Genomic DNA, 19,078 nt, shown 5'->3' with positions numbered 1-19,078 from the left:
ATGAAGCATTCCTTCGCTGTCGTCCTCGCCGCGGCGGCACTGCTGGCCGCGCCGGCGCTGGCGCAGACGGCTTTGCCGGCCGCGATTTCGGTGACCGGCGAAGCCACCGTATCGGTGCCGCCGGATCAGGCGCAGATCGACGGCGGCGTCACGTCTGACGCCAAGACCGCCCGCGAGGCGTCGGACGCCAACAATGCGGCGATGGGCAAGGTGCTGCTGGCACTGAAGGGCGCCGGCATCGACGAGAAGGACTACCAGACCTCACGGCTGTCGCTGCAGCCGCAATACGCGCCGAACCGCAGCGGCCCTTCGCCCGTTGTCGGCTACCGAGCCAGCAACCGCGTCACCGTCCGGATCCGCGACGTCACCAAGGTCGCCAACATCATCGACGTGCTGGTCGGCGCCGGCGCCAACGACATCGGCGGTATCAATTTTGTGGTCTCGCAGGCCTCGAAACTGCTCGATGACGCCCGCGAAAAGGCGATCGCCGATGCCCGCCGCAAGGCCGAGATTTATGCCAAGGCCGCCGGCGTGACGCTTGGCGAGCCGCTGAGCATTTCCGAGGAAGGTTCAGGCGCGCCGATGTTCCGCAGCGGCAAGATGGTTGCCGGCGGCATGGCCGCCGCAGCACCGGTCGCCCAAGGCGAAGAGACGCTGTCGGTGACCGTGAGCGTGTCCTGGGCGATCAAGGCCAAGGAATAGTACTCACGTCATTGCGAGGAGCGAAGCGACGAAGCAATCCATTCTTTCTTTTTGTGGCGAGATGGATTGCTTCGCTTCGCTCGCAATGACGTTCAAATCTCCACCACCTGCCCCGGCTTCAGCACCGCAAACCGCTCCCGCGAAACCTTCGCTTCGTCAAGCGCCTCGCCCAACCCGATCACCGGCGCGTCGATCGCCTCATCGGTCAGTTGAAACGTGCCGTGATGATGCGCCAGCGCTTGCTGCGCGCCGCAATCGGCCAGCGCTTTCACCGCGTCTGACGGATTCATGTGCTGGTCGCGCATGAACCAGCGCGGCTCATAGGCGCCGATCGGCAAGATCGCGAGCCGTAGCGGACCGTGCGCCTCGGCGGCACGGCGGAAATGCTTGCCCTCGCCGTAACCGGAATCGCAGACGATGTAGAGTTTGCCTACGGGAGTCTCCAGCACAAAGCTCGCCCACAGCGCCTTGTTGCGGTCGAACAGGCCGCGCGCCGACCAGTGCCGCGTCGGCACCAGCGTCACCGCGACGCCGCCTCCGAGCTCGACACGATCCTGCCAGTCGAACGCCTCGGCCTTGATCGCGGCATCCGCATCGCGCATCGTCACATCATTGCCGAGCGGGGTGATCACGCGCGGCGAAAACTTTTCCGCGAGTTTCGACAGCGTCGCGAGGTCGAGATGATCGTAATGGCCGTGCGAGACCAGCACGATATCGATCGGCGGCAACGCATCGAAGGCAATGCCGGGATCGTTGTGCCGCTTCGGTCCGGCCCATGCGAACGGCGAGGCGCGCATCGACCACACCGGATCGACCAGGATGTTGAGACCGGCGGTCTGGATCAGCCAGCTCGCGTGGCCGACGAACGATAGCCGCACCTTGTCGCCCTCGACGTGTGGCGGCGGCGTATCGGCATGCGGGCTTGGCACCCATTCCGGCCAGTTCGCGCGCTGCCGGCCGCTTCCGAACTGCCAGCGCAGCACCTCGCCCAGTGATTTCGGCGGCGAGCCGTCGGGATCGAAGAAATGCAGGCCGTCGAAATGATCGGAAACGGGGCCGTCATAGGTTTTCATGCGGGAAATCCAGATCGATGGCACGCCGACCGCCGCGGCGGCGCCGGCGAGCAGTCCGAGAACTTTGCGGCGGGTGATTGGCACGAGGTGAGATCGCTAAGCGGCTGACAGGGCGGAAGGCATGAGGCGTTATATGGCGTCGGCGGGACGAACATGGAACCTGCGACAGAATTTGTGCTCTTACCGAACACAGTAAGTTCTTCCATTGGGAAAAGATCAGCATTTCCAGCTGCTTGATCAATTAAATTGGCTGGAGCCGGGCAACTTTCCTTGACTTTCCGCGTCCATAGGGGTTTAACCCCGGCACTTCTCGGAAAGACGTTCTTTTCGACCCGCCGCCCGGCCCTTGAGACCGGAGGCCAACGCCCGACAGCGCGATGCGCCCTCGGGCGTAAATGTGTTTGGACGACCCTCATCCTGAGGAGCCGCGAAGCGGCGTCTCGAAGGATGAGGCCACGGTGGTCGCCGCCACCCTTCGAGACGCAGGCTCCACCTGGTCCTTGAGGAGTGAAGGCAGCAACAGGACAACGGCATTGTTCGACAGTCTGTCGGAAAAGCTTGGTGGGATCCTCGATCGGCTGACGGGGCGCGGTTCGCTGTCGGAAGCCGATGTCGACGCCGCGATGCGCGAAGTGCGCCGCGCGCTGCTCGATGCTGACGTCTCGCTCGACGTGGTCCGCAGCTTTACCGACCGTGTCCGCGAGCAGGCGGTCGGCGCGACCGTCGTCAAGTCGGTCACCCCCGGCCAGATGGTGGTCAAGATCGTCCATGACGAACTGGTCGCCACCCTCGGCTCAGACGGTCAGACCATCGACTTAAATGCGGTGCCGCCGGTTGCGATCATGATGGTCGGCCTGCAGGGTTCCGGTAAGACCACGACAACCGCCAAACTCGCCCGCCGCCTGACCCAGCGCGACAAGCGCAAGGTGCTGATGGCTTCGCTCGACGTCTATCGTCCCGCGGCGATGGAGCAGCTTGCGGTATTGGGGCGCGATCTCGACATCCCGACGCTGCCGATCGTGGCCGGCCAGAAGCCGGCGCAGATCGCGCGACGCGCGCTCGAAGCCGGAAAACTCGGCGGCTACGACGTGGTGCTGCTCGACACCGCCGGCCGCACCACGCTCGACGAAGAGATGATGGCGGAAGCCGCCGAAATCAAAACCACCGCCAATCCGCATGAAGTGCTGCTGGTCGCGGATTCCCTGACCGGCCAGGACGCGGTCAATCTCGCGCGTGCCTTCGACCAGCGCGTCGGCCTCACCGGCATTGTGCTGACCAGGGTGGACGGCGACGGCCGCGGCGGCGCCGCGCTGTCGATGCGCGCCGTGACCGGCAAGCCGATCAAGCTGATCGGCACCGGCGAAAAGACCGACGCACTGGAGGATTTCCACCCGAGCCGGATCGCCGGCCGCATCCTCGGCATGGGCGACGTGGTGTCGCTGGTGGAAAAAGCTGCCGCCAACATCGACGCCGAAAAGGCCGCGCGCACCGCCGAGCGGATGCGCAAGGGCCAGTTCGACCTCAACGATATGCGCGAGCAATTGCTGCAGATGGCGAATATGGGCGGCATCAGCGGGCTGATGGGCATGATGCCCGGCATCGCCAAGATGAAAAACCAGATCGCCGCCGCCGGCATCGACGACAAGATTTTGAAGCGCCAGGTCGCGGTGATCGATTCGATGACGCGGCAGGAGCGCAAGCATCCCGACATCCTCAAAGCCAGCCGCAAAAAGCGCATCGCCGCAGGCGCCGGCCTGGAGGTCCAGGAGGTCAACAAACTCCTGAAGATGCACCGGAACATGGCCGACATGATGAAGGCCATGGGCTCTGGCAAGCGCGGTCCGATGGCCGGCATCGCGCAGGCGATGGGCTTTGGCGGCGGCATGAAGCCGCCCTCGGCGGAGGAAATGAAGGCGATGGCTGAGAAGATGCAGGGCGGCGCTGGTCCGGGCGGCCTGCCCAGTCTGCCGAAGGATCTTCCCGCGGGTCTGCGCCAGGGATTGCCGAATTTGCCGGGGCTCACGGGCTTGAGCGGCAAGCCGACGCTTCCGGGCCTCGGCGGTTTCCCGGGCAAGAAGAAATGACCTTTTTCGTCATTGCGAGGAGCAAAGCGACGAAGCAATCCAGCTTTCTGCCTCGCGGCCACATGGATTGCTTCGCTTCGCTCGCAATGACGCGAATTCAGACCAATCCACTCACTTAAGTTTCGTATTCAACAGGAGAACCAAATGTCAGTCGTTATCCGCCTCGCTCGCGCAGGCACCAAGAAGCGTCCCGTTTATCACGTCGTCGTCACCGATTCGCGCTTTCCGCGCGACGGCCGTTTCATCGAACGTCTCGGCCATTTCAATCCGCTGCTGCCGAAGGACAATGAGGCGCGGCTGAAGCTCGACATGGACAAGGTCAAGGCCTGGCTCGCCAAGGGCGCGCAGCCGTCGGATCGCGTCACCCGCTTCCTCGACGCCGCCGGTGTCGTCAAGCGCGCCGCACGCAACAACCCGGAAAAGGCCGTGCCGCGCAAGGAACGCAAGGCCGCTGCCGAAGCCGCCGCCAAGGCGTGAGCGTTAACGGCGCGTGACGGTGACAACACCGATTTGCGTCGCCCGTATCGGCGCCGCGCATGGCGTGCGCGGCGCGGTAAGATTGTGGGCTTTTACCGAAGACCCGCTGGCCGTGACACGTTACGGCCCGCTGACGACAAAGGACGGCGCGCGCCAGTTCGAGGTGACGCACGCGCGCGAGGCAAAGGATCATCTGGTGGCGACGCTGAAAGGCATCGCCACCCGCGAAGACGCCGAGCGGCTCAATGGAATCGAACTCTACATCGCGCGCGAGAAGCTGCCTGATACCGTTGACGACGAGTATTATCACGCCGACCTGATCGGGCTTGCCGCGGTCAATGCCGCGAACGAGCCGCTCGGCCGCGTGATCGCGATCCATAATTTCGGTGCCGGCGACATCATCGAGATCGCGCCACCGCAGGGGTCGACCATGCTGCTGCCGTTCACCAATGCGGTCGTGCCCACGGTCGACCTTGCGAACGGGCGCGTGGTGATCGAATTGCCCGCCGAAATCGACGGCGACGATCCCTCCCCGAGTCGTCCCCGCGAAGGCGGGGACCCATAACCACCGATGGCGGGTATCGGTTTGGATGGCGCGCCAGCTTCACACTACATTGGCAGTCGTGGTTATGGGTCCCGGCTCCTGATGCGCAATTGCGCATATGGGCCGGGACGACGAAGAATTGGAATGATCGCCGATGCCAAACACCCACAAAGCCTGGCGCCTGCACGCGCAAAATGATCTCAGGTTCGACGAGGTCGAGACGCCAAAACCGGCGCCTGACGGCGTCATCGTCCGCATCGAAGCCGGCATGGTGCTGTCCTACACCGGCAAGGTGCTGTCGGGCTCGGTGCCCTACAGCCTGCCGCCGATGCCGTTCGTGCCCGGCACCAACGCGATCGCACGCGTGGTCGCGGCCGGCGACAATGTCACGCATGTTCGCAGCGGCGACCGGGTTTTCCTGAGTCCGCATTTGCGCGGCGACGTGCCCGACCGCGAGCCGCCGCAGATTCTGATCGGACTGACCGCCACCGTGACGACGCCGGAAGCGCTCGCCCTGCAGTCGCGATGGCGCGACGGCGTGTTCGCCGAAATCGCGCACTGGCCGGCGGCCTGCGCCACGCCGCTGACGGGTCTCGACGACAGGCCGGCGACAGAATTGATCGGGCTCGCCAAACTGATCGTGCCGTTTGGCGGACTGCAGCGTTCGGGGCTGCGCGGCGGCCACACCATCATCATCAACGGCGCGACCGGCTATTTCGGCTCCGGCGCCGTCATGCTGGCGGTCGCGATGGGTGCCGCGCGCGTCGTCGCGGTGGGACGCAAGCAGGCGGCGCTCGAATTGCTGGTTGAGGCTTTTGGCCCGCGCGTGATTCCAGCCGTGGTTACCGGCGACGCCGTGAAGGATCTCGCGGTCATCCGCCACGCCGCCGGCGGCGGCGCCGACGTCGCGCTGGATTTGCTCGGCGCCGCCAAGAGTACCTCGACCACGTTGTCGAGCCTGCGCGCGCTCAAACGCGGCGGCCGCCTGGTGCTGATGGGCAGCGCCGAAGTGCCGCTCGAGCTTTCATTTCGCGAGATGCTGGCCAACGACTGGGAGGTGGTCGGCCAGTTCATGTACGACCGGACGGCGCCGGGTCAGCTTGCGGCGCTGGCCGCCGACGGCCTGCTCGATCTCGGCAAGATCGTGGTGACGACCTTCAAGCTCGCCGACTTCAGACAGGCGGTCGAGGCCGCCGCCCTGATGCAGAGCCTCGATCTCACCGCCATAGTGCCGTAACAACGGTCCATGGCCTCCCAAGCGACGATATGGCGCGCGACCGTGCTGACGCTATTTCCGGACATGTTTCCGGGGCCGCTTGGCGTCAGCCTGGCCGGCAAGGCGCTGGCGTCCGGGCTTTGGACGCTGGAGGCGCGCGATATCCGGGATTCGGCGACCGACCGTCACCGCAGCGTCGATGATACCCCGGCGGGCGGCGGGCCCGGCATGGTGCTGCGCGCCGACGTGCTGGCGGCGGCAATCGATGCGGCCGATGCCGCGCGGGACCAGCCAAAGTTCCGCCCGCGGCTCCTGATGAGCCCGCGGGGTCGGCCATTGACCCAGTCGCGGGTGATGGAACTTGCCGCAGGGCCTGGTGCCCTGATCGTCTGCGGCCGGTTCGAGGGTATCGACGAGCGGGTCATTACCGCCCGCGGCCTCGAGGAGGTCTCGATCGGCGATTATGTGCTTTCGGGCGGCGAAATCGCCGCCATGGCACTGATCGACGCCTGTGTGCGGCTGCTGCCAGGGGTGATGGGAAAGCAGGCCTCCGGGGCGGATGAGAGCTTTTCCGAAGGACTACTCGAATACCCCCAATATACCCGTCCGCAGGAGTTCGAGGGCCGCCCGATCCCGGAAATCCTCACCTCCGGCGACCATGCCAAGGTGGCGGCCTGGCGCCTGGCCGAGGCCGAAGCCTTAACCAAGGCGCGAAGGCCGGATTTGTGGGCGATTAAGGCCAACCAAAAACGCCCAAAAACCACGACAGACGGGTGACAAAGCTCAGCGATTGCCTTATACGAGCGCCAAATCCGCGCAATGGCAGGATCGATGGACGTTCGCGCAGCCCGCGCCGGACAGGCTGGGCGCGCCGCCGATGGAGATTTCAATGAACCTCATTCAACAGCTCGAAAAAGAGCAATTCGACAAATTGGCCGCGACCAAGGTGATTCCGGAGTTCGGCCCCGGCGACACCGTGATCGTCAACGTCAAGGTGGTCGAAGGCGAGCGCACCCGCGTGCAGGCCTATGAAGGCGTCTGCATCGGTCGTTCCGGCGGCGGGCTCAACGAGAGCTTCACCGTTCGCAAGATCTCCTACGGCGAAGGCGTGGAACGCGTATTCCCGGTGATGTCGCCGATGATCGACTCGATCAAGGTGGTGCGCCGCGGCAAGGTGCGTCGCGCCAAGCTCTATTACCTGCGCCAGCTGCGCGGCAAGTCGGCCCGCATCGTCGAGAAGCAGGACCGCGCCACCGCCGTCGGCGAGTAATTTCGTCCTTGAAGGATGTGACGAAAGGCGCGGGGTTTGGCCCCGCGCTTTTTTGTTGCGCCATGCCTATCTAGGCATATGCCCTGCCCATCGATTGATTGTCGCAGGTGCAGGCCCTGTGTTAGAAATTCTAGATGGTTCCAGATCAGACCAGCCCTGCCAGCCGGCGCGTCGCACCCATCGTGATCGACGATCGCTCGCGGCTGCCTGGCCGCTTCTTTGGACGCTTTGCGACCTCGGCGACGTCAGAGCTTACCGGCGCGCTTTGAAGCCGCGCTGAAATCTCCCTTGCTCGCGCGTAGCCGCGCATACCGCTCACACAGAATTCTCATTGGAGCTTACGCTCATGTCCAAACCGACCACGCTGTACGACAAGATCTGGAACGACCATCTGGTGCACGAAGCAGATGACGGCACCTGCCTGCTCTATATCGATCGCCATCTGGTGCACGAGGTAACCTCGCCGCAGGCGTTCGAAGGCCTGCGCGCGACGGGGCGCAAGGTGCACGCGCCGGAGAAGACGCTGGCCGTGGTCGATCACAACATCCCGACCACCGACCGTTCCAAGCCGAATCCCGATCCCGAAAGCATCGAGCAGATGCGGGTGATGGCGGAGAACGCCAAGGAATTCGGCATCGAATATTACAACGAGCACGACAAGCGCCAGGGCATCGTGCACGTCATCGGCCCCGAGCAGGGCTTTACGCTGCCGGGCACCACCATCGTCTGCGGCGACAGCCACACCTCGACGCATGGCGCGTTCGGCGCGCTGGCGCACGGCATCGGCACCTCGGAAGTCGAGCACGTGCTGGCGACGCAAACGCTGATCCAGAAAAAAGCCAAGAACATGCGTGCGGTGGTCGACGGCAAATTGCCCGATGGCGTCACCGGCAAGGACATCATCCTGGCCATCATCGGCGAGATCGGCACCGCGGGCGGCACCGGCTACGTGCTGGAATATGCCGGCGACGCGATCCGCGCGCTGTCGATGGAAGGCCGCATGACGGTCTGCAACATGTCGATCGAAGGCGGCGCCCGCGCCGGCCTGATCGCGCCCGACGAAAAGGCGTTCGAGTTCCTGAAAGGCCGGCCGATGTCGCCGAAGGGCGAGGCCTGGGACGCCGCGATGCGTTACTGGGAAACGCTGCGTTCCGACGAAGGCGCGCATTTCGATCACGAGATCAGGCTCGACGCGGCAAAGCTGCCGCCGATCGTGACCTGGGGCACCTCGCCCGAGGACGTGGTGTCGATCACCGGTTTCGTGCCGGATCCCGACAAGATCGCCGACGAAGCCAAGCGGCTGTCGAAACATCGCGCGCTACAGTACATGGGCCTGAAGGCGGGTACCAAGATCACCGACATCAAGCTCGACCGCGTCTTCATCGGCTCCTGCACCAACGGCCGCATCGAGGATCTGCGCGCGGCGGCGAAAGTCGCCGAGGGCAAGACCGTCAACGGCCACGTCAATGCGATGATCGTGCCGGGCTCCGGCATCGTGAAGGAGCAGGCGGAAGCCGAAGGCCTCGACAAGATATTCATCAAGGCCGGCTTCGAATGGCGCGAGCCGGGCTGCTCGATGTGTCTCGCCATGAACCCCGACAAGCTGGCGCCGGAAGAGCGCTGCGCCTCAACCTCGAACCGCAATTTCGAGGGCCGTCAGGGATTCAAGGGCCGCACCCATCTGGTGTCGCCGGCGATGGCGGCGGCCGCGGCGATTGCCGGGCATTTCGTCGACATCCGGGAATGGAAGTAGCGTTTTCGAGCGGAGCCTGTCCCGCACTTGATGCGGGACGGGTACCGATTCGCGTAGCAGTCAAGTTTACGCAGATTGCGTAGACTTATCTGCGGTAGAAAACGCGTCAAACCCGGAGACTTTAACCCTGCTTGCCTCAACAGCGAGGCGTTCTGGAAACGCCTCGTTAAGGTGGTGGGGGCAGACTGGCCGCTTGCGGAAAGAACTCTTTCGCGAGGGAGCGCGCCATGGCCGACAAGCCGGAATTCGTCGATATGATCAGCGAGGCAACGCGCCAGAGCCGGCGCAAGTTGCCGCGCATCGTCGACCTCGCGCCGGTCAAGGAAGCCTCGCGCCTCAGCCACTGGCCCCCGGATCGCTGGGAACAGTGGCGGATGGAGACGCTGACGCCGTGGAAACTGAAACGCTGGAAATTCAAGAATTGGGATTGAACCCGCGTCTCGGATTCGAGCGCCCGCAAAGCAAATAGTCGTCATGGCCGGGCCTCGTCCCGGCCATCCACGTCTTAGCCTCACCAATAGCGGTAATGATGCCAGTGGCGGCGATATCTCGAGATTTCAAAAGATCGCAAAGCTGGCGCGCAGGGCGTCGTGCTGCTCGCGAAGGGATTTGCAACCTGATCCATCACCACCAGGACGGCCCAAATCCGAAGCCGAAAACGAACGGCGCCGGGGCGTAATACGGATACGGGCGATAATAGTAAGGCCGCGCGTAATAGGAAGGATAAGGCCGGTAATAGCCGTAGTGATGATAGCGCCGGTAATGACGGCGCGCGCTGATATCGGTCGCTCCGGATGCGCCGGCGGTTTGCGCCTTCATCTGCGGCGCCGCCGCCGCCGGATTGATTGCTGCCTGGCCGGCAAACGCCAGGACGCCTGCGACAACCGCCGCTCCGATCAAACTCCTCATGAACGAGTTCCTCGTGCTGATACAGGTTCTAATTTCAAGTCGCCGAATAACGCGCAGCACTCGTGCCTCTTGTCGGCGATGCGCGAGACGAAAACAGGCCCGCGCTGAACGGGCCTGTTGATCTTATGCGCGCAAGGAAGCGATCACCAGCGGCGCCAATGCCGATGATGGTGCCAGTGATGATGATGGTACCGCCCCCATCGCACCTCGGTGGTTGCCGATTTGGCATCCTGCTGGACCGCCGCGGCGGCGCCGGGATTGCTGAGCGACAGCGCTTGGGCGCGCTCGGTCGGAGCGGCCAGGACGAGCAATGCGCCAACGGCGGCAAGCCCCAGAACTTTCGTCACGTGCATATGTAGTCTCCTTGGGTCCACGGATGTCACGTCGGCGCCGAACAGCTCTCATCGTGTAAGCTGCATCGACGCCATGCGGATCACAGACTGAGGTAAGCGACGTGAATGTGGGGTGAACGACAGCGCCGTGAAGATGAATGCGGATCAGGCGAACCCGTTCCGATTTCCGGCCAACATTTTCGCTGTGTGCTAAAACCGGCGTAGACTGTCGTCGTATCTTCTGCAGTTCGTTGGCACAGGAGATTGTCATGACGTCTTTAGGCATCCGCGATTGGATATCGCGGGCTGGCTCCGCCATGATACCGGCCATGTCCGTTTTGCTATCAACCGACACAGCGTTCGCGTCACAAGGCCCCGGCGGCGGTATGGGAACGGCCAGCCCTCTTACCCAGCTGGCGATGGCGATCATCGTCTATGGCGCGTCGGCGATTGTGGTGGGCGCGGGGCTTATCGGCGCCGCGCGCGGTCGCTACTAGCCGGGACGCCAGTAGCAGTTCATGCGCGGCGTGATCACGGTGCCGCTCGGGCGGTATTCCTGAACATAGGTCGCGGTGCAGTCGCGCACGGCGTTCGGGCCGGGGTTGTAGCGCGGATAGACATCCGGTTCCCATTGGTTCGAGCGGTAGATCGGCACGCGCCGCAATGGACGCCGGCGCTGTGAGGAGGCCTCCGTGACCGCCGGCGTCGACGCCTGCGCGGTCCGGACCCCCGCCGGCGCCATCTGGGCCTGCGCGGCCGCCGCCGGCAGCAAGAAACCCGCCAGAGCCGCCGATAGCGCAACCTTCCCAATTCGCTTCATGACGCCCACCATAAACCCGTTATCGGGCCGCAACGTCTCCGATTGCAGCGCCAAGGTCAACTGCGTGCGTGAGTCCTTGTCGAACTCAGGCTAAACAGGCCCCATGTGGACATCAGCAAAAGCGCCCTCGCTAGCCGAGATGGAGGCGATGGCGCACGAGGTATTTGAGCGCCTGCCGAAGGGTTTTCGCGACCTGTGCGAAGGCGTGATCATTCGCGTCGATGATTTTCCGACCGATGAGGTCCTCGATGAGATGGAGGCCGAGAGCGAATTCGACCTGCTCGGCCTGTTCCAGGGCATCGGCCTGCCGTTCCGCAGCAATGACGACATCGCCCGGCTGCCCAACATGGTCTGGCTGTATCGCCGGCCGATCCTGGATTACTGGGCCGAACACGACGAGACGCTGGGCCATATCGTCCGCCACGTGCTGATCCATGAAATCGGCCACCATTTCGGCCTGTCGGACGCCGATATGGAGGCGATCGAGGCAAGGGCAGGCTAGGATTGCGCAAATTAGCCTTTTGCCCGGGCCCCATTCGCGATAAATAGCGGCCCCTATCCCCTCATTTGGCCGGGAAGTGCATCGATGGACAAGTTCACCACACTGGAAGGCGTTGCGGCGCCGTTGAAGATCATCAATGTCGACACCGACATGATCATCCCGAAGCAGTATCTGAAAACCATCAAGCGCACCGGCCTCGGCAAGGGCCTGTTCTCGGAGCAGCGCTACAAGGATGACGGCAGCGAGAATCCGGACTTCATCCTCAACAAGCCGGCCTACCGGAATTCCAAGGTGCTGGTCGCCGGCGACAATTTCGGCTGCGGCTCGAGCCGCGAGCATGCACCCTGGGCGCTGTTGGATTTCGGCATCCGCTGCGTGATCTCGACCTCGTTCGGCGACATCTTCTACAACAACTGCTTCAAGAACGGCATTTTACCGATCCGCGTCACCCAGGACGACCTCGACAAATTGTTCGACGACGCCGAGCGCGGCGCCAACGCGACGCTGTCCATCGACCTCGCCAAACAGGAAATCCGCGGCCCCGACGGCGGCACGGTGAAATTCGAGATCGATCCGTTCCGCAAGCATTGCCTGCTCAACGGCCTCGACGACATCGGGCTGACCATGGAGAAGAAGTCCTCGATCGACGCCTACGAGGAAAAGGCCAAGACCGCGCGCGCCTGGGCTTAATTCCAATACCCCTTCCTGGAAGGTGACGCATGCGTCCTGACGTCGTCACCTTCTGGCATGGGCCGCTCGACAGGCTCCGGCAAACCTGCCTGCGATCGCAGGTCGCCGCCGGCCACAAGGTCACCGTTTACAGCTTCGATACCATCCCGGGCCTGCCCGACGGCGTCGGCAATGCCGAGGCCGAGGCGATCCTGCCGCACGCATTTTCCGAACGGCTGCGCCCACCGCAGCCGGACGGTTCGTGGCGCGACTGGACCACATTGCAATTCAGCGATTTTTTCCGGATGCGGCTGATGGCCGAGAACACCGGCCTGTGGCTCGATGCCGACGTGCTGCTGCTGAAACCGGTCGAGCTTGATGTGACAAAACCCTATTTCGCCTGGGAGCGGCCGCGCCAGCTCGGCAATTCGGTTTTGTATCTGCCGCCCCGCGATCCAATCGTGACGGCGTTCGAAAACCTGCTGGCGCGGGACGAACTGACTCTGGACTGGCTGGCGCTGCGCCACCGCCTCACCTTCGCGCTGCGGCGCTTGGGCGGTGGATCGAACCGCCTCTCCGACATTCGCGTCGCGATCTTTGGTCCGGCCGCGCTTACCGCGCTCGCCCGCCGCGCCGGCGAGTTGCAGCACGCATTGCCGAAGCAATCGTTTTACGCGGTGCATGCCGAACCGAGATTATTTTTCGAACCAACGGATTTTTCGAAGTTGATTGCCGACCCCGCAATCATCGGCCTGCACGTCTCGCCAAAAGGCCGCGGCGGGCAGAAGCCTATTGCGGGCAGCCTGTATGCATGGGCGGCGGAACGATTTGGCACACGCTGAGACGTTCGCGACGCTTCTTCCCCTCTCCCCTTGTGGGAGAGGGTGGCGCCTCACGAAGTGAGGCGACGGGTGAGGGGTCTGTCTCCGCGGATAGAGACCCCTCATCCGGCGCGGACTGCGTCCACGCCACCTTCTCCCACAAGGGGAGAAGGGAAGAGCGATGCGAGCCTAATGTCCCATCGCCGTAATCGCATCTGCGATCGCGATCGTACGCTTGGCCATATCGGCGTGCAGGCGTTCCACCATCCGCCCGTCAAGCTGGATCGCGCCGCGGGTGGCGTTCTCGGGCTGCTCGAACGCCGCGATGATCTTGCGCGCCTCTGCGACTTCTTCGGCGGGCGGCGTGAAGATCGCGTTGCAGGCCTGGATGTGGCTCGGATGAATCAGCGTCTTGCCGTCGAAGCCGAGGTCGCGGCCCTGCGCGCATTCTGTGGCAAAGCCGTCGATGTTGCTAATATCGCTGTAGGGTCCGTCGAGGATTTCGAGGCCATGCGCCCGCGTCGCCAGGATGCAATGGGTGATCATCGGGATCATCGCGGCGCGGCCGGGCTGCATGCGTATCCGCGTCTCCCGCGAAATGTCGTTCGGCCCGAACACGAAGCCCGCCAGCCTTGTCTTCGGATCCTTGGCCGCGGCGGCCAATTGATCCGCGTCCAACACCGCGCGTGCGGTCTCGATCATCGCCCAGACCCGGATCGACGGGTCCGCGTTGATGTCGCTGAGCCGGTCGGCGACGGCGTTGAGGTCCGCCACGCTGGAAATCTTGGGAACCAGGATGCCGTCGGGCCGGGCCTGGCCTGCCATGGTCACGTCATCGACCCACCATGGTGTGTCCAGGCTGTTGACCCGGATCAGCACCTCGCGTTTGCCAAAACCTCTTGCGGCGACCGCCTTGGCGATCTGGTCGCGGGCCAGCGCCTTGCCGTCCGGCGCCACCGAATCCTCGAGGTCGAGGATGATGCCGTCAGCCGGCAGGTTGCGCGCTTTTTCCAGCGCCCGCGCGTTGGATCCCGGCATGAACAACAGGCTGCGGCGCGGACGGATCATGGGCTGGTTCCTCGGGGTTTTTTTGAACAAAGCTTATTGTTTGGGCACGATCTTGTCGGGAAATCGCCGCCCGTTTCCGGACTATGCCCCTAACATTTCGGCTTCCGGTCCGAAAGCCTTGTTCCTGTCATCGGCTTATGGTTAGGCATGGCGATGGCATCATTCCCGCAACACCTTATCGACGGCTACCGGGCCTTCACGACACAGCGGCTGCCGACCGAGCAGACGCGCTACCGCGAACTGTCGGAACGCGGCCAATCGCCGGAAGTGATGGTGATCGGCTGCTGCGATTCCCGGGTGTCGCCGGAAGTGATCTTCGATGCGGGCCCCGGTGAGCTGTTCGTGGTGCGCAACGTCGCCAATCTGGTTCCGGTCTATCAGCCCGACGGCGGCGCGCACGGCGTTTCGGCCGCGCTGGAATACGCGGTCTCGGTGCTGCGTATCAAACATATCGTGGTGCTCGGCCACGCCCAGTGCGGCGGCATCCGTGCCTTCATCGACAATATCGAGCCGTTGTCGCCGGGCGACTTCATCGGCCGCTGGATGTCGATGTTCATCAAGCCCGGCGAGGTCGTCGAGCAGCGCGAGCGCGAAACGATGCAGGAGTTCACGGTCCGGATCGAGAAGGCCGCGATCTTCCGAAGCCTGGAGAATTTGATGACGTTTCCGTTCGTCCGCGCCCTCGTCGAGCGCGGCGAGATGAATTTGCACGGCGCCTATTTCGGCGTGGCCGAAGGCTCGCTGTTCGTGCTCGATCCGGCGGCGAAGGAATTCCGCAGCGCGCGGGAAGAGCTGCAGGCGAGCGAATAGCGAACTCGCTACTCGCCGCCGTGATCGCCGCCGCTCCAGCGGTCGGACATCGCCAGCATGAACGCCGAGACCACAAACACCAGATGCACGCCGACCAGCCAGGCCAGCTTCGAGGGGCATCGATGTTCATGAAGGCCTTCAGCACCTGAATCGCGGAAATCGCGACGATCGAGGCCAGCAGCTTCTGCTTCAAGCCGCCGAAATTGACCTTGGTCATCCAATCCGGCCAGTCCGGATGGCCGCCGGGATCGATTTTCGAGACGAAATTCTCGTAACCGGAAAACACCACGATCAGGATCAGATTGCCGGTTAGGGAGATGTCGATCAGCGACAGCACGCCAAGGATGATGTCGGATTCCCCGGAGCCCGGCGCGTGGACGATGAACTCCCACAGCACCATGCAGAATTGCAGCAGCAACACTGCGAGGCTGACGACGAGGCCGAGATAAAACGGCGCCATCAGCCAGCGGCTGTTGAAGATCAGGCTTTCGAAGCCGTTCTCGATGCGCTTCAGCTTTGGATTGGGCCGATAGGGAGCCGGCTGATCGGTCATTGCGGTTTTGGCTCCCGGGTTTCTCGGTCTTATGTAGTGACAAGAATGATGAAGCGCGTCATTCTTGCTTAGATTGAGGACGTGACGAACAACCACCAAAGGATTGCGCGCGACATTGTTTGGGGTAGGTATGATGATTGAATGCGCTCGGTGCAAGGCACAGAATGCTGACGGCCAGAAATTTTGCGGCGATTGTGGCGGACCTCTCGACCCCGCGATCGGCGCGATCAAGGAGCTAATGAACTCGACCCTTCGCGACCAGGTGCACGAGATTATCGAGCAGCATTACAAAGATCAAAAGGTCGTCGAAATTGAAACCACTCAAGCCATTGTCAGCAGATTATCGGATTGGGCGAAGCTGTTCGCCTTCTTTGTCGGGATTCCAATTGGACTTCTACTCCTGATTTTAGGTGTCCTCGGTATAAAGACGTACACCGATTTTTCTAAGCAGGTGGACAAGGCCAAAACGGATGCCACCGCCCAGCTGGCGAAGGCGCAGGAGGGCGCGGCAAAGCTAAAATCGGAAGGCGATTCTCTTGCTGGCGAGTATCAAAAACTACGCGACCAGTTCGCCGATACGGCAGCGTTAGGCGAGCAGGTAAAAACTCTTTCGAAGAAAGTGGACGTTATCGGCGAAAAGCTGGGATTTACGCCGACGTCGAAGATATCCGCCGAAGCGCGAGGCCGCCTGGAAGCTTCCTTCGCGAAGTTTCAAGACTACGTGAAAGGCCTCGGCTATCGGGGCACGACCGGTTCGCTCAGTTTTGACATTCGAGATCAGATAGAGGTCGGAGCTATCGCATACTACGATCCCGAAAAACGAATGATGGTGATCGACGCCAAATATGTCGGCGATTCGGCCGTCGTTAATCGTGAGTATATGCACCACGTGCTATATTCGTCGGGAATGCCCAACGATCCGAATTCCGTCTTGGCAACCTATTATGCCATCGAATCCGGCTTGGCCTGGTATTTCCCTTGCAGCTACCTTGGAAATCCAAACCCCAGCCCAACTTCATCCTCGTGGGACTTGGTAAAGAAGCGGCAATTTTCCGAACTGCGGCCAACGGTCTCATCCGCGATGAACGACGGCACTCAAGTTTGGGGAGGCGCCTTTTGGGAGCTGCGGATGATTCTGGGGCAAAGCGCCGCCGACAAACTGCTGTTCGACGCGTGGTTCAAGCTCAAACCCGACGAAGTCAAGGCCGACAACGGCGCAAGTTTCGTGCGAAAGCTTTTCGATCTCGACCCCACCCATAAATCACAAATCCGCGCCGTTTTTGTTCAGCGCGGACTTCCATTATGACACCGAACGGGGCCAGCCTTCAGCTTACGCCGCCCTTTTCTTGGCGCTGATCAGCTTGCGGTTGATCAGGCATTCGGCGATCTGCACCGCGTTCAGCGCGGCGCCCTTGCGCAGGTTGTCCGAGACGCACCACAGCGACAGGCCGTTTTCAACGGTATTGTCCTCGCGGATGCGGCTGATATAGGTCGCGTCCTCGCCGGCCGCCTCGTAGGGCGTGACGTAGCCGCCGGGCTCGTGCTTGTCGATCACGAGGCAACCCGGCGCGTTGCGCAGGATGTCGCGCGCTTCATCGGCGGTGATCGGATTTTCGAATTCGATATTGACGGCTTCGGAGTGGCCGACGAACACCGGCACCCGCACGCAGGTCGCGGTCAGCCTGATTTTGGGATCAAGAATCTTCTTGGTCTCCATCATCATCTTCCACTCTTCCTTGGTGTAGCCGTCCTCCATGAACACGTCGATCTCGGGGATGACGTTGAAGGCGATACGCTTGGGGAATTTCTTGTTGATCAGTTCGCTGTTGGTATAGACGGCCTTGGTCTGCGAAAACAGTTCGTCCATCGCGTCCTTGCCGGCGCCCGAGACCGACTGATAGGTCGCGACCACGACGCGCTTGATGGTGGCCTTGTCGTGCAGCGGCTTCAGCGCGACAACGAGCTGCGCGGTCGAGCAATTCGGATTGGCGATGATGTTCTTCCTGGTGAAGCCACCGACCGCATCCGCGTTCACTTCGGGCACGATCAGCGGCACATCCGGGTCCATCCGCCAGGCCGACGAATTGTCGATCACGACCGCGCCGGCGGCGCCGATCTTCGGCGACCATTCCTTCGACACCGCGCCGCCCGCCGACATCAGGCAGATATCGACGTCGGAGAAATCGTAATGCTCGAGCGCTTTGACCTTCAGGGTGCGGTCGCCATACGAAACTTCCACGCCCACGCTGCGGCGTGACGCCAGCGCCACCACCTCGTCGGCGGGGAATTTACGTTCGTCGAGAATGTTGAGCATTTCCCGCCCGACATTGCCGGTCGCTCCGACCAGCGCGACTTTGTAACCCATCGTTCACTCTCCGAAGAAAAATGGCTCGCCTCCGCCAGCCGCGGAAAGGGAGAAGGCAGCGCTTCTATGCGAGAAACGCGCTTAAGACAACGTTTGACCTTAGCGTTTGGGCGTTTGATGCATTCGTTTGAGGCCGATCCGGCCAATTTCCATTATACGACCAGAATTCACCCGGCGCTCACCAGCTTCACCGACGAAGTCTGCGGCACGCTGGCGCGGCTGATTGCCTATGTGGTGATGCTGGCGCTGCTTGCCATCGGCGGCATCTATTTCTGGGAACAGTTGCCGGATGCGGTGGCGATGGAGCCCCCCGCAAGGGGTAGCTGGAGCCTGGCCAGCCGTGCGGCGACGGCGTTCGCCATCAGCGGATTCGATTCGCAAGATAAGACAGAGGCTTACGCGATTTTTCGGCATCCCGAGGGCGGCCGCAAGGACCTGTTCCGCTGGACCGCTCAGGGCCAAAGGCCGATTGCCGAACTCGAAATCTACCGTCCGGGCGGCGGATTGAATCAGGCGGGACCCGCGATCGCCGAAATCGCCGCGCGAATGGATTCGGAAGGCACGCGCCAGCTTGAGGCCGCCGGCATCATCGACAGCAAGTTCGGCACCGTGACCCTGCTTCGCCTCGTCGGCGGCGTGGATACCGCACGCTCCTGCCTCGGATACATCAAACGCGTCGATGATCCCAATTTCCGGATCTCCGGCTGGTCGTGCCAGGGCGATAATTTGGCGGCCCGCCGCGCCGCGATTTCCTGCATGCTGAACCGGCTGGTGCTGCTGACCGCCGGAAATGACCCGAAACTGGCCGAATTATTTGCCCATGCCGAACTCAGGCGCAGCGATTGTTCGCTCTCGGCCGCGCCGGCCCTGTCGGCGGATTGGGTGACCGGCGCTGAAAGCCCGCGGTTGCGCGGCGCCTTCTAGCCTTTATTTTGACGCGTTTCCGTCGGCCAAGATACTGGTTTTCATGCAACTTTTTCGCTTCACCCGACATTATTGTGATCCGGTGTGGCGCAATTGACCTAGTGCCGATAGGCTCGCCGCGGCTACAATGTGCGCCAATCGGCTTTTGGCGATCGGCGAGCCCCCAAAGGGCGAAATGACGAGGAT

23 protein-coding genes and 1 pseudogene are annotated in these 19,078 nt (G+C 62.6%); 17 read left to right on the top strand and 7 right to left on the bottom strand.

The features are described from left to right. Complete coding sequence (locus NL528_RS02095; protein ID WP_309181089.1) at nucleotides 1-702, top strand: SIMPL domain-containing protein; 702 nt, start codon at nucleotides 1-3, stop codon at nucleotides 700-702. A 92-nt stretch (nucleotides 703-794) separates the two neighbouring features. Here NL528_RS02095 and NL528_RS02090 read toward each other — a convergent pair whose 3' ends face one another. Then, on the bottom strand, nucleotides 795-1,859 hold the full coding sequence (locus NL528_RS02090) for an MBL fold metallo-hydrolase (protein WP_309181088.1): 1,065 nt from the start codon (nucleotides 1,857-1,859) through the stop codon (nucleotides 795-797). Between the two features lie 449 nt (nucleotides 1,860-2,308). Between NL528_RS02090 and ffh the strand changes: the two genes are divergently transcribed. The 9 genes from ffh (at nucleotide 2,309) to NL528_RS02045 (ending at nucleotide 9,550) form a co-directional block, all read left to right on the top strand. After that, a complete protein-coding gene (gene ffh / locus NL528_RS02085) occupies nucleotides 2,309-3,859 on the top strand; it encodes a signal recognition particle protein (protein ID WP_309181087.1) in 1,551 nt (516 codons plus the stop codon). A 144-nt stretch (nucleotides 3,860-4,003) separates the two neighbouring features. Next, on the top strand, nucleotides 4,004-4,336 hold the full coding sequence (rpsP, locus tag NL528_RS02080; RefSeq protein ID WP_309181086.1) for a 30S ribosomal protein S16: 333 nt from the start codon (nucleotides 4,004-4,006) through the stop codon (nucleotides 4,334-4,336). 19 nt (nucleotides 4,337-4,355) lie between these two features. Continuing rightward, on the top strand, nucleotides 4,356-4,901 hold the full coding sequence (gene rimM, locus NL528_RS02075; protein WP_309181085.1) for a ribosome maturation factor RimM: 546 nt from the start codon (nucleotides 4,356-4,358) through the stop codon (nucleotides 4,899-4,901). A gap of 133 nt (nucleotides 4,902-5,034) precedes the next feature. Further along, nucleotides 5,035-6,117: a zinc-binding dehydrogenase gene (locus NL528_RS02070; RefSeq protein ID WP_309181084.1), complete on the top strand. Its 1,083-nt coding sequence runs from the start codon at nucleotides 5,035-5,037 to the stop codon at nucleotides 6,115-6,117. 9 nt (nucleotides 6,118-6,126) lie between these two features. Continuing rightward, a complete protein-coding gene (gene trmD / locus NL528_RS02065; RefSeq protein WP_309181083.1) occupies nucleotides 6,127-6,873 on the top strand; it encodes a tRNA (guanosine(37)-N1)-methyltransferase TrmD in 747 nt (248 codons plus the stop codon). Nucleotides 6,874-6,985: 112 nt separating this feature from the next. Continuing rightward, nucleotides 6,986-7,366, top strand: coding sequence for a 50S ribosomal protein L19 (rplS, locus tag NL528_RS02060; protein ID WP_074277826.1), 381 nt, complete (start codon nucleotides 6,986-6,988; stop codon nucleotides 7,364-7,366). Nucleotides 7,367-7,500: 134 nt separating this feature from the next. Next, nucleotides 7,501-7,635, top strand: a complete 135-nt coding sequence (locus tag NL528_RS02055) for a hypothetical protein (RefSeq protein ID WP_309181082.1) — start codon at nucleotides 7,501-7,503, stop codon at nucleotides 7,633-7,635. Between the two features lie 77 nt (nucleotides 7,636-7,712). Then, nucleotides 7,713-9,119, top strand: coding sequence for a 3-isopropylmalate dehydratase large subunit (leuC, locus tag NL528_RS02050; RefSeq protein WP_309181081.1), 1,407 nt, complete (start codon nucleotides 7,713-7,715; stop codon nucleotides 9,117-9,119). A 227-nt stretch (nucleotides 9,120-9,346) separates the two neighbouring features. Continuing rightward, nucleotides 9,347-9,550, top strand: coding sequence for a hypothetical protein (locus NL528_RS02045; RefSeq protein ID WP_074271948.1), 204 nt, complete (start codon nucleotides 9,347-9,349; stop codon nucleotides 9,548-9,550). Nucleotides 9,551-9,743: 193 nt separating this feature from the next. On the opposite strand, the gene NL528_RS02040 is transcribed toward NL528_RS02045, so the two are convergent. Together NL528_RS02040 and NL528_RS02035 are read right to left on the bottom strand one after the other, a co-directional pair. Then, nucleotides 9,744-10,028, bottom strand: coding sequence for a hypothetical protein (locus NL528_RS02040; RefSeq protein WP_309181080.1), 285 nt, complete (start codon nucleotides 10,026-10,028; stop codon nucleotides 9,744-9,746). 143 nt (nucleotides 10,029-10,171) lie between these two features. Beyond that, nucleotides 10,172-10,381, bottom strand: coding sequence for a hypothetical protein (locus NL528_RS02035; protein WP_309181079.1), 210 nt, complete (start codon nucleotides 10,379-10,381; stop codon nucleotides 10,172-10,174). Nucleotides 10,382-10,629: 248 nt separating this feature from the next. On the opposite strand from NL528_RS02035, the gene NL528_RS02030 reads away from it, so the two are divergent. Beyond that, nucleotides 10,630-10,857, top strand: a complete 228-nt coding sequence (locus NL528_RS02030; RefSeq protein WP_309181078.1) for a hypothetical protein — start codon at nucleotides 10,630-10,632, stop codon at nucleotides 10,855-10,857. On the opposite strand, the gene NL528_RS02025 is transcribed toward NL528_RS02030, so the two are convergent. Then, nucleotides 10,854-11,180: a hypothetical protein gene (locus NL528_RS02025; protein WP_309181077.1), complete on the bottom strand. Its 327-nt coding sequence runs from the start codon at nucleotides 11,178-11,180 to the stop codon at nucleotides 10,854-10,856. The two genes, NL528_RS02030 and NL528_RS02025, sit on opposite strands and share 4 nt — an antisense overlap. 103 nt (nucleotides 11,181-11,283) lie before the next feature. Between NL528_RS02025 and NL528_RS02020 the strand changes: the two genes are divergently transcribed. The 3 genes from NL528_RS02020 (at nucleotide 11,284) to NL528_RS02010 (ending at nucleotide 13,193) form a co-directional block, all read left to right on the top strand. Further along, nucleotides 11,284-11,682, top strand: a complete 399-nt coding sequence (locus NL528_RS02020; protein ID WP_309181076.1) for a metallopeptidase family protein — start codon at nucleotides 11,284-11,286, stop codon at nucleotides 11,680-11,682. Between the two features lie 84 nt (nucleotides 11,683-11,766). Then, entirely contained in the window at nucleotides 11,767-12,372 is a 606-nt protein-coding gene (leuD, locus tag NL528_RS02015; RefSeq protein WP_309181075.1) for a 3-isopropylmalate dehydratase small subunit, read from the top strand. A 29-nt stretch (nucleotides 12,373-12,401) separates the two neighbouring features. Next, the gene (locus NL528_RS02010) at nucleotides 12,402-13,193 is read left to right on the top strand and encodes a hypothetical protein (RefSeq protein ID WP_309181074.1); all 792 of its coding nucleotides are present in this window, start codon (nucleotides 12,402-12,404) and stop codon (nucleotides 13,191-13,193) included. A gap of 168 nt (nucleotides 13,194-13,361) precedes the next feature. Here NL528_RS02010 and NL528_RS02005 read toward each other — a convergent pair whose 3' ends face one another. Beyond that, nucleotides 13,362-14,240, bottom strand: coding sequence for a CoA ester lyase (locus NL528_RS02005; protein WP_309181073.1), 879 nt, complete (start codon nucleotides 14,238-14,240; stop codon nucleotides 13,362-13,364). A 153-nt stretch (nucleotides 14,241-14,393) separates the two neighbouring features. On the opposite strand from NL528_RS02005, the gene NL528_RS02000 reads away from it, so the two are divergent. Next, nucleotides 14,394-15,050: a carbonic anhydrase gene (locus NL528_RS02000; protein ID WP_309185319.1), complete on the top strand. Its 657-nt coding sequence runs from the start codon at nucleotides 14,394-14,396 to the stop codon at nucleotides 15,048-15,050. Nucleotides 15,051-15,058: 8 nt separating this feature from the next. Here the strand turns inward: NL528_RS02000 and NL528_RS01995 are convergent. Next, nucleotides 15,059-15,603: pseudogene (locus tag NL528_RS01995) on the bottom strand (TIGR00645 family protein). Nucleotides 15,604-15,733: 130 nt separating this feature from the next. On the opposite strand from NL528_RS01995, the gene NL528_RS01990 reads away from it, so the two are divergent. Further along, nucleotides 15,734-16,909, top strand: a complete 1,176-nt coding sequence (locus tag NL528_RS01990) for a zinc ribbon domain-containing protein (RefSeq protein ID WP_309181072.1) — start codon at nucleotides 15,734-15,736, stop codon at nucleotides 16,907-16,909. Nucleotides 16,910-16,933: 24 nt separating this feature from the next. Here the strand turns inward: NL528_RS01990 and NL528_RS01985 are convergent, their stop codons facing one another. Further along, nucleotides 16,934-17,968 (bottom strand): aspartate-semialdehyde dehydrogenase, encoded by a 1,035-nt coding sequence (locus NL528_RS01985; protein ID WP_309181071.1) that lies wholly within the window; start codon nucleotides 17,966-17,968, stop codon nucleotides 16,934-16,936. Between the two features lie 117 nt (nucleotides 17,969-18,085). On the opposite strand from NL528_RS01985, the gene NL528_RS01980 reads away from it, so the two are divergent. After that, nucleotides 18,086-18,892 carry a hypothetical protein gene (locus NL528_RS01980; RefSeq protein ID WP_309181070.1) on the top strand — a complete coding sequence of 269 codons (807 nt, stop codon included), beginning with the start codon at nucleotides 18,086-18,088 and terminating at the stop codon, nucleotides 18,890-18,892. Nucleotides 18,893-19,078 lie beyond the last annotated feature (186 nt).

The organism is Bradyrhizobium sp. Ash2021 (assembly GCF_031202265.1).
GTDB lineage: Bacteria > Pseudomonadota > Alphaproteobacteria > Rhizobiales > Xanthobacteraceae > Bradyrhizobium.
The sequence above is the reverse complement of the archived record's forward strand: the minus strand, read 5'-3'. Positions and strand labels throughout refer to the sequence as shown.